16 protein-coding genes and 1 other annotated feature are annotated in these 14,574 nt (G+C 37.8%); of the genes, 2 read left to right on the forward strand and 14 right to left on the reverse strand.

Features of this window, described 5'->3' with window-relative positions; all coding sequences use genetic code 11:
• Positions 1–44: 44 nt before the first annotated feature.
• The 4 genes from ablB to ACJ2A9_RS12910 form a co-directional block, all read right to left on the reverse strand.
• Complete coding sequence (gene ablB / locus ACJ2A9_RS12895) at positions 45–866, reverse strand: putative beta-lysine N-acetyltransferase (protein WP_441422072.1); 822 nt, start codon at positions 864–866, stop codon at positions 45–47.
• 117 nt (positions 867–983) lie between these two features.
• Complete coding sequence (pheT, locus tag ACJ2A9_RS12900) at positions 984–3,410, reverse strand: phenylalanine--tRNA ligase subunit beta (RefSeq protein ID WP_441422073.1); 2,427 nt, start codon at positions 3,408–3,410, stop codon at positions 984–986.
• 13 nt (positions 3,411–3,423) lie between these two features.
• The gene (pheS, locus tag ACJ2A9_RS12905) at positions 3,424–4,461 is read right to left on the reverse strand and encodes a phenylalanine--tRNA ligase subunit alpha (RefSeq protein ID WP_441422074.1); all 1,038 of its coding nucleotides are present in this window, start codon (positions 4,459–4,461) and stop codon (positions 3,424–3,426) included.
• 182 nt (positions 4,462–4,643) lie between these two features.
• Positions 4,644–4,881, reverse strand: a binding site (T-box leader).
• A gap of 57 nt (positions 4,882–4,938) precedes the next feature.
• Positions 4,939–5,697: a TrmH family RNA methyltransferase gene (locus ACJ2A9_RS12910; RefSeq protein ID WP_441422075.1), complete on the reverse strand. Its 759-nt coding sequence runs from the start codon at positions 5,695–5,697 to the stop codon at positions 4,939–4,941.
• A 168-nt stretch (positions 5,698–5,865) separates the two neighbouring features.
• Between ACJ2A9_RS12910 and sspI the strand changes: the two genes are divergently transcribed.
• Positions 5,866–6,075, forward strand: coding sequence for a small acid-soluble spore protein SspI (sspI, locus tag ACJ2A9_RS12915; RefSeq protein WP_441422076.1), 210 nt, complete (start codon positions 5,866–5,868; stop codon positions 6,073–6,075).
• Positions 6,076–6,106: 31 nt separating this feature from the next.
• Here sspI and ACJ2A9_RS12920 read toward each other — a convergent pair whose 3' ends face one another.
• The 6 genes from ACJ2A9_RS12920 to ACJ2A9_RS12945 all read right to left on the reverse strand — a co-directional run bounded on the left by ACJ2A9_RS12920 (position 6,107) and on the right by ACJ2A9_RS12945 (position 12,391).
• Positions 6,107–7,192 (reverse strand): M42 family metallopeptidase, encoded by a 1,086-nt coding sequence (locus ACJ2A9_RS12920; protein WP_441422077.1) that lies wholly within the window; start codon positions 7,190–7,192, stop codon positions 6,107–6,109.
• A gap of 171 nt (positions 7,193–7,363) precedes the next feature.
• Complete coding sequence (locus ACJ2A9_RS12925; protein WP_441422078.1) at positions 7,364–8,632, reverse strand: TRAP transporter large permease; 1,269 nt, start codon at positions 8,630–8,632, stop codon at positions 7,364–7,366.
• A 1-nt stretch (position 8,633) separates the two neighbouring features.
• Positions 8,634–9,107 (reverse strand): TRAP transporter small permease, encoded by a 474-nt coding sequence (locus tag ACJ2A9_RS12930; protein ID WP_441422079.1) that lies wholly within the window; start codon positions 9,105–9,107, stop codon positions 8,634–8,636.
• Positions 9,108–9,210: 103 nt separating this feature from the next.
• Complete coding sequence (locus tag ACJ2A9_RS12935) at positions 9,211–10,251, reverse strand: DctP family TRAP transporter solute-binding subunit (RefSeq protein ID WP_441422080.1); 1,041 nt, start codon at positions 10,249–10,251, stop codon at positions 9,211–9,213.
• Between the two features lie 85 nt (positions 10,252–10,336).
• The gene (locus ACJ2A9_RS12940; protein ID WP_441422081.1) at positions 10,337–11,716 is read right to left on the reverse strand and encodes an FAD-binding oxidoreductase; all 1,380 of its coding nucleotides are present in this window, start codon (positions 11,714–11,716) and stop codon (positions 10,337–10,339) included.
• A gap of 186 nt (positions 11,717–11,902) precedes the next feature.
• Positions 11,903–12,391: a dUTP diphosphatase gene (locus tag ACJ2A9_RS12945; RefSeq protein WP_441422082.1), complete on the reverse strand. Its 489-nt coding sequence runs from the start codon at positions 12,389–12,391 to the stop codon at positions 11,903–11,905.
• 148 nt (positions 12,392–12,539) lie between these two features.
• Between ACJ2A9_RS12945 and ACJ2A9_RS12950 the strand changes: the two genes are divergently transcribed.
• Positions 12,540–12,929: a sigma-w pathway protein ysdB gene (locus ACJ2A9_RS12950; protein ID WP_441422083.1), complete on the forward strand. Its 390-nt coding sequence runs from the start codon at positions 12,540–12,542 to the stop codon at positions 12,927–12,929.
• Between the two features lie 51 nt (positions 12,930–12,980).
• Here the strand turns inward: ACJ2A9_RS12950 and ACJ2A9_RS12955 are convergent, their stop codons facing one another.
• The 4 genes from ACJ2A9_RS12955 to rpmI form a co-directional block, all read right to left on the reverse strand.
• On the reverse strand, positions 12,981–13,547 hold the full coding sequence (locus tag ACJ2A9_RS12955; RefSeq protein WP_441422084.1) for a TVP38/TMEM64 family protein: 567 nt from the start codon (positions 13,545–13,547) through the stop codon (positions 12,981–12,983).
• Between the two features lie 59 nt (positions 13,548–13,606).
• Positions 13,607–13,879: a DUF1294 domain-containing protein gene (locus tag ACJ2A9_RS12960; RefSeq protein ID WP_441422085.1), complete on the reverse strand. Its 273-nt coding sequence runs from the start codon at positions 13,877–13,879 to the stop codon at positions 13,607–13,609.
• A 73-nt stretch (positions 13,880–13,952) separates the two neighbouring features.
• Positions 13,953–14,312: a 50S ribosomal protein L20 gene (gene rplT / locus ACJ2A9_RS12965; protein ID WP_441422086.1), complete on the reverse strand. Its 360-nt coding sequence runs from the start codon at positions 14,310–14,312 to the stop codon at positions 13,953–13,955.
• A gap of 55 nt (positions 14,313–14,367) precedes the next feature.
• Positions 14,368–14,568 (reverse strand): 50S ribosomal protein L35, encoded by a 201-nt coding sequence (gene rpmI / locus ACJ2A9_RS12970; protein ID WP_441422087.1) that lies wholly within the window; start codon positions 14,566–14,568, stop codon positions 14,368–14,370.
• Between the last annotated feature and the right edge of the window lie 6 nt (positions 14,569–14,574).

Raw genomic sequence — 14,574 nt, forward strand, 5'->3', positions numbered from 1 at the left:
TCAACTATCAACTTAACTTTCAACTATCAACTTTTAACTTTTAACTAATTATCCCCCTTTTTCACCCAAATATTCATATCTTCAAACCCTGTACTAATCACGCAGTTTTTTACTAGTGTCCCTTCATAATGGTAGCCTAATCGTTTAATCGTTACATTCATACCAACAGATAGTGCTCTAGTGAGAGAATAATAGTGATGAACATGTCTTCCTTGAAGCTGCTTTTCAATTTCAACAATTACCGGTGCTAATAAATTCTTCCCTCGATGAGACGGATCTGTTGCACAATCCGTAATTTCAGCACTGTTATACGGATTAACCATAGCTGATGCAGCACAGACAATTTGGTCATTCTGTTTTGCAACGACAAAGAAGTAATCATCATTCATTGATTTTTCGATATATTTGGCATCAAAAATATTAGTTGGATACCTCTCAAACACAGTGCGATAAAGAGCAGATAGTTGAGCAATGTCTTTCTGTTGTATCCGTTCAATCGTATAACCAGTCGCAGTCGTCGAGATGGAATACTTTTTCTTATCCGCTAAGGCGATTTGAATAATTCTCTCTCGCTGAGACAAGTCATTATCCACCTTTCGTTCTTGCTGATGAAATTTTGAAACAATCATCCCATCTTGTCCATTAAAAAATCCTTGAATTTGTCCTTCTAACTGATATTTTTCTTTTTGGAAATACTTTACATAACCAGGTAATGTGTAAACTATCGTTTTTCCGGGCATGTGTTGTTGTTGCAACGTTTTCAACTGGAAAATTTCTGTTTCCGGTGCTTCAATCACATAGGCAACAATTCGTTCATTTTTCGGATCAATATCAATTTGATTTTTAATAAGATAACCCCCTGTCAAACAGCTCTTTCTCCTATCATATTCTAAAAACAAAACAGATAAGACAAAAAAGAAGACGTGCGCTTCAACAAAGCACGCACGTCTTAACTTTTAACTTTCAACTATAAACTAAAAAGCTTATCCCCTAAGAACAGCTCCAACTTTTTCAGCTAGACTAGAAAGGACATTTTCGTGTACTTTCGTTACCTCTTCATCTGTTAATGTCTTCTCAGGATCAAAGTATGTGAGCGAGAATGCGAGAGATTTCTTTCCTTCTTCCATATGCTCGCCTTGATATAAATCAAAGATCGCAACTTGCTTTAGAAGACTTCCTCCAGCTTCTTCGATGACAGATTGCACCTGACCAGCGGCAACTGCTTCATCGAGTACTAATGCAATATCACGTGACATCGCCGGGTATCGTGGCAGTGCCTCATATGTGACATGATCCACTTCTGTTGTTAGAAGCGTTTCTAAGTCTAATTGAAAGACATACGTTTCATTTAAATCCAATTCTTTTTGTAATGATGGGTGAATTTGGCCGATATAGCCAATTTCTTGCTCCCCTAACAAAATTTGTGCTGTTCTTCCTGGGTGAAGTCCAGCCTTTTTGCTTTGAACGAAAGTAATGTCTGGATCTATTCCTAATTGTGCAAATAATCCTTCTAATACCCCTTTGGCAACAAAGAAGTCAACAGGCTTCTTTTCTCCTTGCCATAAATGACTATGCCATAGACCAGTATATGCTCCTGCAACCATTTCCTTCTCCTCTGGTTGCTTTGTCACTGCTTCTTCCTCTGTTAAGAAGATTGACCCCACCTCATAGACAGCTACATCATTAATTTTTCGATTATGATTATATGAAAGTACATCAAGAAGATGAGGTACAAGACTTGTTCTCATTGTACTGCGGTCTTCACTCATTGGCATTGCCAGTCGAACTGGCGACATGTCCGCAAATTCATTTGCTAAGCCTTTCGCTTTTGCTGAGCTCGTTAATGAATACGTAACGGCTTGGAATAGTCCCGCACCTTCTAAATAACGACGTACATGACGACGCTTCATTTGGTAATCCGTTAAACTTCCTTGCGTTGTGACTCCTTCAGGTAATGTCGTTGGAATATGGTCATAACCATACAATCTGGCGACTTCTTCGATTAAATCCTCTTCAATTGTAATGTCAGGTCTTCTTGTTGGAACATGTACTGTTACCGTATCTCCATCTTGTGTATATGCAAATTGAAGACGTTTTAAGATTCCAGTTACAGTGTGAAGAGATAACTCTGTTCCTAATACGCGGTTAATACGTTCTAATGATAATGGAACTGGCAGTGGCTGTGCAGCTAATTCGTTATATTCCACAATCCCTTCCAGGACGGTACCACCGGCTAGCTCAACAATCAGTGTTGCTGCTCTATCAGCAGCTTTGGCTACACGATTTGGATCGACTCCTTTTTCAAAACGTGTGCTTGAGTCACTGCGTAGCCCAAGGTCACGTGAAGCTGTTCGTACTGTTGCTCCTTTGAAGTAAGCTGCTTCAAGAAGAATGGTTTTTGTATCGTCTTGAACTTCTGAAGTTGCACCACCCATCACTCCTGCTACAGCGACAGGATCTTTGCCATTTGTGATGACCAAGTGCTCGCTTGTCAGCTTTCTTGCCGCATCATCAAGTGTCACGATTTCTTCACCTTCATGGGCACGGCGAACTACAACTTCCTTTGAACCAAAGCGGTCATAATCAAACGCGTGTAATGGTTGCCCATATTCAAGCAGAACATAGTTTGTCACATCGACAACATTACTGATCGGTCGAATACCAGCAGCAACTAAGCGATTTTGTAACCATAATGGTGACGGTCCAATCGTTACATCTTTTATAACTCTGGCACCGTAATATGGATTATCATCTGACGCTTCAACTTTTACACTAATATAATCTGAAGCCACTTCGTTACCTTGTGGAACTTTTACATCCTCAATTTTAATATCACGACCTAAAATTGCCCCTACTTCATAAGCAACCCCAATCATACTTAAACAATCTGCACGGTTTGGTGTCAGATCCAATTCCAATACTTCATCATGTAAATTTAAAAATTCAAGCGCATCCCCGCCAACTTCAGCATCGTTCGGGAAAACAAAAATCCCTTCAGAAAACTCTTTCGCAACAAGCTTGCTTTCGATTCCTAGCTCTTGTAAAGAACAAATCATCCCGTGTGAAGCTTGACCACGGAGCTTTGCCTTCTTAATTTTGAAGTTCCCTGGTAAAACTGCTCCTACTTTTGCAACAGGTACCATCTGACCTGCAGCAACATTCTTTGCCCCACATACGATTTGCACATGCTCTTCTTCCCCAATATCAACCTGGCAAAGGCTTAACTTATCGGCATCAGGATGCTGCTCGCGCTCTACGACATGACCGATAACAACATTCTTAATCCCTTTATTCATTGGGTGCACAATATCAACTTCGATACCACTTCTTGTTAACCTTTCCGCTAATTCTTTAGCTGTTAAATCTGATATATTTACATAGTCTTGTAACCAACGATATGAGACTAACATCTAAACTCCTCCTTTATCTTTCTCTTTGAAATTGTGTAAGGAATCGGTAATCATTTGTATAGAAATGACGAATATCATCAATGTCATACTTTAACATCGCCAAACGCTCAACTCCCATACCAAATGCAAATCCTGTATATTTCTTTGAATCAAATCCGCTCATTTCCAGTACATTCGGGTGAACCATTCCAGCTCCCAGTACTTCAATCCATCCTGTTTGTTTACAAATTCGGCAGCCTTTACCGCTGCACATCCCACATGATACGTCAACTTCTACAGATGGCTCGGTAAATGGGAAGAAGCTTGGACGCAGACGGATTTTGCGATCTTCTCCAAAGTATTTTTTTGCAAATGTTTCAAGTACACCTTTTAAATCACTCATTCGAACGTTTTCGGCAACATATAAACCTTCCACTTGCATAAACTGATGTGAATGTGTTGCGTCATCATCATCACGACGGAACACTTTACCCGGACAAATAATTTTAACTGGACCTTGCCCCTTGTACTTCTCCATTGTTCTTGCTTGAACAGGTGATGTATGTGTACGTAATAATAAATCATTTGTAATATAGAACGAGTCTTGCATATCCCTTGCCGGATGATCCTTCGGTAAGTTTAATGCTTCAAAATTATAGTAGTCCGTTTCTACTTCAGGACCTTCAGCAACAGTAAAGCCCATTCCAATGAAAATATCTTCGATTTGTTCAACAACCAATGAAAGTGTATGTTGTCCGCCAAGTGATACTGGACGACCCGGTAATGTCACATCGATACTTTCTGCAGATAGTTTCTTTTCAATTTCAATTTCTTCTAACTGCTGCTCTTTTGCTTCAAGCTTTTCTTGAATGACGGCTCTTACATCATTCGCTAATTGTCCAATCACAGGACGCTCTTCCGCGGATAATTTACCCATTCCCCGAAGAACTTCAGTAATTGGACCCTTCTTTCCTAGATAAGCAACGCGAATTTCCTGCAAACGTTTTAAGTCATTTGCTTCTTCTACTAACGTAACAGCTTCCTGCTGCAACTCCTGCAAACGTTCTTTCATTTCACAAACCCTCCATGATTAATTTAGAATTTAAAATGTAGAATTTAGAATTAAAACCTTTACTAAGCTGTTTAGTTTGTTGTTCTTCTCTGAGTTACTGTAGACAATTCTACATTCTAAATTCTTAATTCTAAATTGCTTTTTATTGTTTTTTTTCATAAAAAAAGAGTCCTCTCCCTAGGCCAAGGGACGAAGACTCGCGGTACCACCCTACTTAACAATAGATAGTCTATTGTTCACTTCATTTAGATAACGGCATCAATCTTATACCGATTCAACCTTAATAAGAAATCATTCTTATGTTCCGGCGATAGCTCCAGAGTGAATTCAACTACTTCTACTATAGAAATGCTTACAGTCTCAGGCATTTCCTCCCTGCATAGCGAACAGTAGGTTACTACTCTCTATCATCACTTTCCTCTTTATACAATTGTTATATATTATAGAGAATAAATGGGACTGTTGCAAGTCAGATCATTACCCTTTTAAATGATAAAGAAGGATACCTGTGGCCACTGCTACATTCAATGATTCAGCCTTCCCGTAAATCGGAATATAGATATTTTGATCTGTTTGCTCAAGCCACTTTTGCTTTACACCGCTGCCTTCATTTCCAACAATTAAAGCAAACTGATCCATAATTGAGCCTACTTCTTTGTACAAAACCGCACCTTTCAATGCTGTTCCAAAAACAGGAACTCCTGCATCCTTACATTTCCCTATCCATTCTTCAAGATTTCCCTTAATGATCGGAAGGTGAAAAAGTGAACCTTGAGTTGAGCGGATTACTTTACTATTAAATACATCAACAGTTCCTTCCCCTAAAATAACTGCACTAATACCAGCACTATCAGCAGTTCGAATCATTGTCCCTAAATTTCCCGGGTCTTGGACACCATCAATTAGTAAAAATTGTCCTGTTTTAATATTTAACGTTCGCGATGTAAATAACTCACAAACTGCTGCTACTCCTTGAGGAGTTTCTGTTTCACTAAGTTCACTCATCACCTTATCAGTAACAATATACATCCTAATATTATCTACCTTCCAATTGCTTGGAATTGAAAAATTTTCAGTAACAATGATTTCAAAGATTTCGATTCCATGGTTTAATGCTTCCTCAACAAGATGAGGACCTTCAATAATAAAACGCCCTGAATTTTCTCTGCCCTTCTTTGAGTGAAGCTTCTTCCATTCCTTCACCCGCGCATTCTTATGCGACTCAATCCGATCCATCAAAATTGCTCCTTTGCCAAATCTCCTGGCCAATTCTAAATTTTAAATTCTAAATTCTAAATTCTCCTCAACTATTATAACCACATTTGGATACATAATCCAACGGTCAAGATCAAATACTAAAAGTGTTGAGGATGTAACATATCTCTATTTAAGGAGGGTTAAATCATGAGTTTTAATTTACGTAATGCAATACTAGCAAATGTTTCAGGTAGTGATGCCCAACAGGTTGAAGCAACGATTACTGATGCGATCCAAAGCGGCGAAGAAAAGATGCTGCCTGGTCTTGGTGTCCTATTTGAAGTATATTGGCAACAAGCGAATGAGCAGGATAAAAATGAAATGATTCAGCAAATTTCAAAAGGATTACAAAGATAAAAGCCGGGCAACCCCGGCTTTTATCTTTTCTTTATTCAAAAATAATTTTATTCACTGTATCTTGATCTAACTTCTTAATAACCTCTACTATAAGCTTTACTGCATTTTCAAAATCATCACGATGAAGAATTGCTGCATGTGTATGAATGTAACGAGTCGCAATCGTAATTGATAATGCTGGTACCCCATTAGCAGTTAAATGAATTGCTCCGGAATCGGTCCCCCCTCCAGCCATTGCATCAAATTGGTACGGAATATTATGTTCGTCAGCAGTGTCTGTTACAAAATCACGTAACCCTTTGTGGGCAACCATTGATGCATCATACATAATAATTTGCGGGCCTTTCCCCATTTTCCCGAGACCTTCCTTCTCAGAAACTCCCGGAGTGTCAGCAGCAATTCCTACATCAACACCAAAGCCAATATCTGGCTTAATCAAATGTGCGGCAGTCCTTGCTCCACGAAGCCCGACTTCCTCTTGAACGGTTCCAACGCCATAAACAGTATTAGGATGGTCCACATCTTTTAATTGGCGTAACACTTCAATCGCAATTGCACAGCCAATTCGATTATCCCACGCTTTTGCCATAAGCATTTTTTCATTTTTCATAACCGTAAATTCGCATACTGGAACGATTGAATCTCCTGGTCGAACTCCGAATTCCATCGCTTCTTCCTTACTTGTCGCACCGATATCGATAAACATATCTTTCTTATCAACAGGCTTCTTGCGTGCTTCGGGGCTAAGAATATGTGGCGGTTTTGAACCTATGACACCGGGAACATTTCCCTTTCTTGTCATAATCGTTACACGTTGTGCAAGCATAACCTGCTCCCACCAGCCGCCAACTGTTTGAAACTTTACAAATCCTTTATCATCAATACTTGTTACCATAAAACCAATTTCATCTAAATGGCCGGCAATCATAATTTTTGGCCCTTCTTGTGAGCCCTGCTTCTTTGCAATTAAACTACCTAAATTGTCAGTTGTAATTTCATCAGCAAGCGGTTCAATAAATTTACGCATAACATCCCGTGCTTCGCGCTCATTTCCCGGAATTCCATTTGCGTCCGTTAGTTCTTTTAACATCTGTAATGTATGATCAAGCTCTGCCATATGTAAATGCCCCCTCGTTTCATATTGGTGATAAAATTACTTCATTCTATGTATTTCTATTCCTATTATAACCATTTACACTTTATTAAACAATTTGGACACAATACAACTGCCCAAAAAGAAAAAGGATTGATGCTTACTAATGTAAGTTCAATCCTTCTCCAAATCCTATTATTTTCCAACTAGGAAAAGACTAATACTTGGGATAAATGAAATAATTAACACATTGACAATCATCATAATGATAAACGGAATAATTGCTCGGACCAGGCTTTCAAACTTTGTCCCTGCGATATTCGAGGCAACAAACAAGTTAATCCCAACGGGTGGTGTAATAAATCCAATTGCTAAGTTCACAATCATGATAATTCCAAAGTGGACAAGATCAATCCCCATCGCTTGGGCGATTGGAACAAGGATTGGCGTTAAAATAATAATCGCTGCAGCAGTCTCTAAGAAAACTCCAACAACCAGTAATAATAAATTGATAATTAAAAGAGCGATAATCCAATTATCTGTAACCCCTAACATCATCTCCGTCATTTTTGCCGGAACTCTTTCCCTCGTCAAAAAGTACCCAAAGGCTGATGCACCCGCAATAATGAACATGATCACTGATGTAATTACAATTGATGATGAAAAGATTTCCGATAAATCTTTCCACTTGATTTCTCGATAAATAAACAGACCGACAATTAAACCATACACTACCGCGACTACGGCTGCCTCCGTTGGTGTAAAGACTCCACCATAAATACCGCCCAAAATAATAACCGGCATTAACAAGGCAAGAAAAGCATCCTTGAATGCTAATAAAAAGTCCTTAAAACCAAACTTTTCTCCTCCACCGTATCCTTTAACAAGAGAGACAAAATAAACAAGGAGCATTAATGATGCAACAACAAACAGTCCCGGAATAATTCCTGCGATAAACAAATCGCTAATTGAAACTCCGGCAATAACCCCAAATAACACGAGTGGAACACTTGGCGGAATCATAATTCCGACAGTACCACCTGTTGCTTGTATTGCGGTTGCAAAACTTTTATCATATCCCTTTTTGACCATTGCCGGTATAAGTAGTGAGCCGACAGCTGCTGTTGTTGCTGCTGCTGAACCTGAAATAGCTGCAAAGAAAGCACATGCCATGATTGAAACAAGCCCTAATCCACCGCGGACACGTCCAAAAATAACATTTGCCAAGTGAATCAGTCGTCTAGAAATCCCGCCACTTTCCATTAGCTTACCTGCCAAAATAAAAAATGGGATGGCTAATAATGGGAAGGAATCGACTGAGTTAAACATCCTTTGCATAACAGCAATAATTGGCACAGAATCTTGAATAATAAAAACTAAAGTGGCTGACATTCCAAGTGCAATTGCAACTGGAACATTGATTAAAAATAAAAGAATAAGAATAAAAAATAATAGCGTTGCCATACTATACACCCTCCTTCTTCGTAAGCTCTATCCAAGTAATGTGAAGAAGGTTAATTGATAAAATAATGCCACTAATTGGTATTACTGAATAAACTGCTCCCATCGGAAGTCGTAATACTGGTGAAAGCTGTGCCATTGATCTTTCAGACAACGAAAACCCTTGTTGAATTAAAATATAGAAGAACCCTATACAAACGAGCGTAGATAATACGATAGAAGCCTTTCTTAATACAGAAGGTAATAGATTAACAAAAACCTCGATCCCAATATGAGCCTTCTTAGACATCGCAAAGGCTGCTCCTAAAAAAGTAATCCAAACCAAACAATATCGAGCAAGCTCTTCAGTCCAAGCTAATGGTTGGTTTAAAACAAAGCGAAATAGCACCTGACAAAAAACAGCGACAATTAACGTAACTAAAATAACATTTAATAGGTACTTGATTGAAAGATTCATATAATGTATAGCTTTCCCCATAACGTTTTCACCCTCTTAAAAATCTCTTTACTTAATCTCTTTTCCCTTCTCTACTAAAAAAATAAAATGGGGAGAGCGAACATCTCCCCCCATTTGTGAACCATTATTGTGCTTCTAAAATACGTTGTAATAAATCTTGATTTTCAAAACCAGCTAAAACATCAGCAATACCTTCACGGAATGGTTGAACATCAACATCTTCAATAATTTCCATTCCTTGTTCACGCAATTTTGCTAATGATTCTTGCTCCATTTCAACAATTAGTTCTCTTTCATATGAACCAGCTTTACGTCCTTCATCTACAACAATTTCACGCAGATCTTCAGGTAACTTGTCATACGTATCTTGACTCATCATAAAAATCGCTACAGAATATACGTGTCCAGTTAACGTCATGTACTTCTGATTTGCTTCAAAAAGATTAAATTGATCAGCAACAATCGCTGGATTCTCTTGAGCGTCAACTACGCCTTGCTGTAAAGCTGTTAAAGCTTCTGTCCATGCCATCGGTGTCGGTTGTGCTCCAAGTGCCTGAAAAGCAGCTAAATGAATTTCATTTTCCTGAGTACGGATTTTTAAACCATTTAAATCTTCTGGCTTTTCAACTGGGCGAATTCCATTTGTAATATGTCTAAATCCATTCTCACCCCATGATAAAGGGATAATTCCTTGACTTTCTAAGCTGGCAAATAATTCTTCACCAATTTCAGTTTCTTCTAATACTTTAACCGCTGATTCGCGGTCATTAAATAAGAACGGTAAGTCAAGAACACCTAATTCTGGTGCAAAGTTCGTAACCGGTGCAGTTGAAGAAACGACTAAATCAACAGTTCCAAACGTTAACCCTTCAGTTAATTCACGTTCTGCTCCAATTTGACTGTTTGGAAAGATTTCAATAAGCACACGACCTTCAGTACGTTCCTTTACATTGTCAGCCATTTGTTGAAATGCAAGTGTGTAAGGATGGTCTTCCGGAAGTGAATGTCCTGCTTGTAATGTATAAACCGTATCATCTCCGCCAGCTTGTCCAGCATCGTCTGTACCCGATTCATTTGATGATTGTTGATCGCCACCGCCACAAGCAGTTGCTAATAATCCAATGATTAATATCATTACTACTAAAAATAAATTCTTTTTCTTCATGATTTACTCCCCTTTTATATTTTATTTAAAAACTATAAATCTAAAAATCTACATATCTTACCACTGAACGTAACGTAACACCCCCTCAGTCTACTAAAATTTTTCCAGGGTTCATAATCCCTTTAGGATCAAGCGCTTGCTTCAATGCTTTCATTGTTTCTATCGCATTCCCATGTTCTCTTCGTTGATATTTACTTTTTCCAATACCAACCCCGTGCTCACCTGTGCACGTTCCGCCTTTTTCTAGTGCATATTCAACAATGCGACTATTCAATTCATGTGCTTTCTTGACCTCTTCTTCATCACTTAAATCGATCATCACTAATGCGTGAAAATTACCATCACCGACATGCCCGACTAAAGCACCATCTAATCCGATGTTATCAATCTGTTGACGAGCATTTTCAATCGCTCCGGCTAGTTCCGAAATAGGAACACTAACATCGGTAACCATCAATCGTTTGCCTGGTGCTCCATGGATAAAGGCATACGCTAAATCATGACGGGCATCCCATAACTGTGCACGGCCCTTTGAATCCAGTTCAAATTTAAAATCACGACATCCAGCTTCATGAACAATCTCTGTTGTAAAATTAACATCTTGTTTAAGTCCAGCATCGTTCCCATGAAATTCTAAAAATAATGTCGGATTCTCATCATAAGATGTGCCACTGTGAAGATTTACCTGTTTCATTGAGCGTGCGTCAACAAGCTCAACCCGGGCAATTGGAATACCTGCAGACAAAATTCCTACTACTGCTTGAACAGCATTTTCAACTGTTGGAAAAGATGCTCTTGCTGCCATAATTACTTCCGGGATCCCGTACACTCTTAATGTCAGTTCAGTAAAAATACCTAGGGTGCCTTCTGAACCAACAAATAAGCCGTTTAGATGGTAACCTGATGATGACTTCGCCGCTAATCCCCCCGTATGAATTACTTCACCATCAGCGAGAACAACCTCCATATCCCGTACTTGATCACGCATAATCCCGTATTTGACTGAAGTTGTCCCACTCGCATTTGTTGCAGCCATTCCACCTAACGTGGCATCTGCCCCAGGATCTACAGAAAAGAACAAGCCATGTTTTTTTAATTCTTTATTAAGCTGTGATCTTGTCACACCTGGTTGAACTTTTACTAGAAAATCTTCAGCTCTTACTTCTAATACTTTGTTCATTAACGACATATCAATTGAAATTCCACCTTGATATGGGATGACATGCCCTTCAAGACTTGTACCTAGTCCAAAAGGAACAACTGGTATTCTATTTTCATTCGCATATTTAACAATTTTACTAACCTCTTCAGTCGTTTCAGGAAACACAACGACATCAGGCAAACTTGGTGTATGATAAGATTCATCTCTCCCGTGTTGCTCCAAAATTGTCTCGTTCGTTGTCACTCGATCATCTGCAATTATTTTTTTCAATTCTGTTATCGTGCTCAACGTTGTAACCTCCATGTCTACTATTAATCTCTCATAAATCATTCTCATTCTATTATTTTTCAATAATTTAGTCAATTCAAATTTGTCGAAAAAGAAAAAAAGCGCCCGAGAATCATCAAGAGAGCGCTTTTTTTACCATTATTTTGTATCTTTTTGTAAAATAATAATTTTTTTTTGTTTTGCTGTCTACCTAATTAAATGTTAATACCCCTCATCCTGCCTCACATGGTTAACTTTGTTTTTCTCGTCGTATGCTTCTTCTATATTCTCTTTTGTAAAGCCTAACAAAGATCCTAAATATACATAGTTTACAAATAATCGTTCATAGCTTTCACTTGTTTGTTCTTTCCAAAATTGATTGATGGAATCAAAAACCTGCAAAAACTGATCGACGACTGAGACACCATTCTCTTCAATTGTTCCTACCTCAGTTACCTTATAATCAAGATCATTCCCGATCGATAAAATGAAATGCAATCCGTCTACATACTCCTCTAAAATAATTTGATCTTCTGCTGGGGGTTTTAAGCTCCAAAACTTAAAACAGCGTGTTTCATTTGCCAACTCGCCAACTTCGACCTGCAGAGCAACAATTTTTTTATTAACCAGGTTTTTCCCATGTAATTGATGTTCTTCTACAATTCTTTCGTCTAAAATCCTTTGCATCGTAAATAATTTATTTAAGTTCACTGTTTTATTCTCTCCTCAACCTTTATTATCTTATTTTTTATTATACCAAATTCAACAAAGTTTTTATTTTTGATATGAATGAAACTTTTTTAATCGTTTTTCGTATACAATATAAATAAGTATAGTTTCTTCGATAGGAGGTACAGTTGTGGGAGTGATCCTATTTCGCCTTTTACTAATTATTGCTATTATTATTCTTGTTTATTGTACGATTAAGTATTTAGTTAATCCGAAGCGTAAATTAGAATTAGCACATGAAAAAAAACAATTTTATTTTCATGATGAAAAAGATAACGTTCGTAAAAATTTCCTTATTACTTATAAAGGAGTGCTATTTGAAGGAGAGAAATATTTAGGGACGACTGAAAATGCTTTTGAAGTGGTCTCGATCTATATTTGGCCTAAAAACCAAACAAAGCTGCAAGGATTTGATCGTGAAGATTTTTACTTTATTGAACGCGAAATCCTCATTTATTACCCTAATGCAACGATTGAGTGGAAAAGCCCTGTTAAAGAGTTTTTGAAAAACCATGAGTAGTTTAGAGTTGAAATTAATAGTTAAAGCCGCTTAGATATCTAAGCGGCTTTTTCAGACGGGTTCGTTTGTTTTTTCGATCGTTGTTGAGAAGAATGTCTTCCATTTTATTAATGTATACTTTCTTCTGCATAGATAAAACAAGGCACCTAACCCCATTAACATGACGATAATCGAATAAATCGTTAACTCGCCAATTACATGACCAAATGAAGTATAAATAAATGCTAAAGGAATATTTGTAATAAAGGATCGTATTGTATATTCTTTTAAATTTGTAGTGAGTTCAATAATGCAGAGAGAGATCAGATGAAAGTGCATAAATGGTAATAACCTCAAAATTGAAATTTGCCCAAGTGTTAATGTCACTTCCTTTCCAAACCAACGGCTTTTCAGTTTTGTTAGCTTGTTTAGCCATAGCGGGAAAGATGTGACAATAAAATAAAACATCAAACTCGTAAGTGTCAGGCCAATGACGGAATAAATCGTTCCATATACACCACCAAATAAATAGCCACCGACTATACAAATGAGCACGACTGGGACAAATAGAAATTGGCGTAAAATATGAAGAAGAATGAAGAAAAACGGAGCAAGCCAGCCACTTTGCTTAATAAACAAAAGTACCTCGTCTAAGATGTCATCCAGCCTAACCACCTCCTTTTACTACTTTATGACTTCTAAAAGGACGTTATGATTATTGCAATGAAAACTAGTTGAACAACAGAAAGCAGAGGCATGAACAGTTTAAATTTCAGCTTTTTTGTTTTGTGTCGATAGAGTTTCATACCTAAATAAATCCCCGCTGCCCCTCCTAGTAATGCCCAGATAAACATCGTTGCCTCAGATATTCGCCATTGTCCTTTCTTGGCTTTCGCTTTATCAACACCCATGATTCCAATACATATTCCATTAACTATTACTATATATGTAAATAAAAAAGCATTTGTCATAGAAAATCACCTATTTGTAAAATAATAAAGGCCACTCTCCTAAAAGAGTGACCTTCTCTAGTAACTATTTAACTTATGCGTTAAGACTTGCTTTAGCTTTTGCTGCTAATTCAGCAAATGCTTTTTCGTCGTTAACAGCTAAATCTGCTAACATTTTACGGTTAACATTGATTTCTGCAACTTTTAATCCGTGCATTAAACGGCTGTAAGAAAGACCGTTCATACGAGCAGCAGCATTGATACGAGTAATCCATAATTTACGGAAATCGCGTTTCTTTTGACGACGATCGCGATAAGCGTAAAGTAATGATTTCATTACTTGTCCTTGTGCTGTTTTAAACAATCTATGTTTTGAACCATGATAACCTTTAGCTAACTTTAAAATCTTTTTACGACGACGACGAGCGACATAACCGCCTTTTACTCTTGGCATCGTGTTTCCCTCCTCAAACTTTAACAAAAATCAAAATTGTTTTTGTTAAGCAGAATTATTTTTTGTACGTTAATAATGAACGAATACGTTTGAAGTCTCCGCTATGAACCATAGCAGCTTTTCTTAACTTACGCTTTTGCTTTTGTGATTTGTTTGCAAATAAGTGACTTGTGAAACCGTGAGAACGTTTAAGCTTTCCAGATCCAGTTCTTTTAAAACGCTTTGCAGCGCCACGGTGAGTTTTCATTTTTGGCATGGAATG

The organism is Anaerobacillus sp. MEB173, from assembly GCF_052119505.1.
In the GTDB taxonomy this organism is placed as follows: Bacteria; Bacillota; Bacilli; order Bacillales; family JBJMAU01; genus JBJMAU01.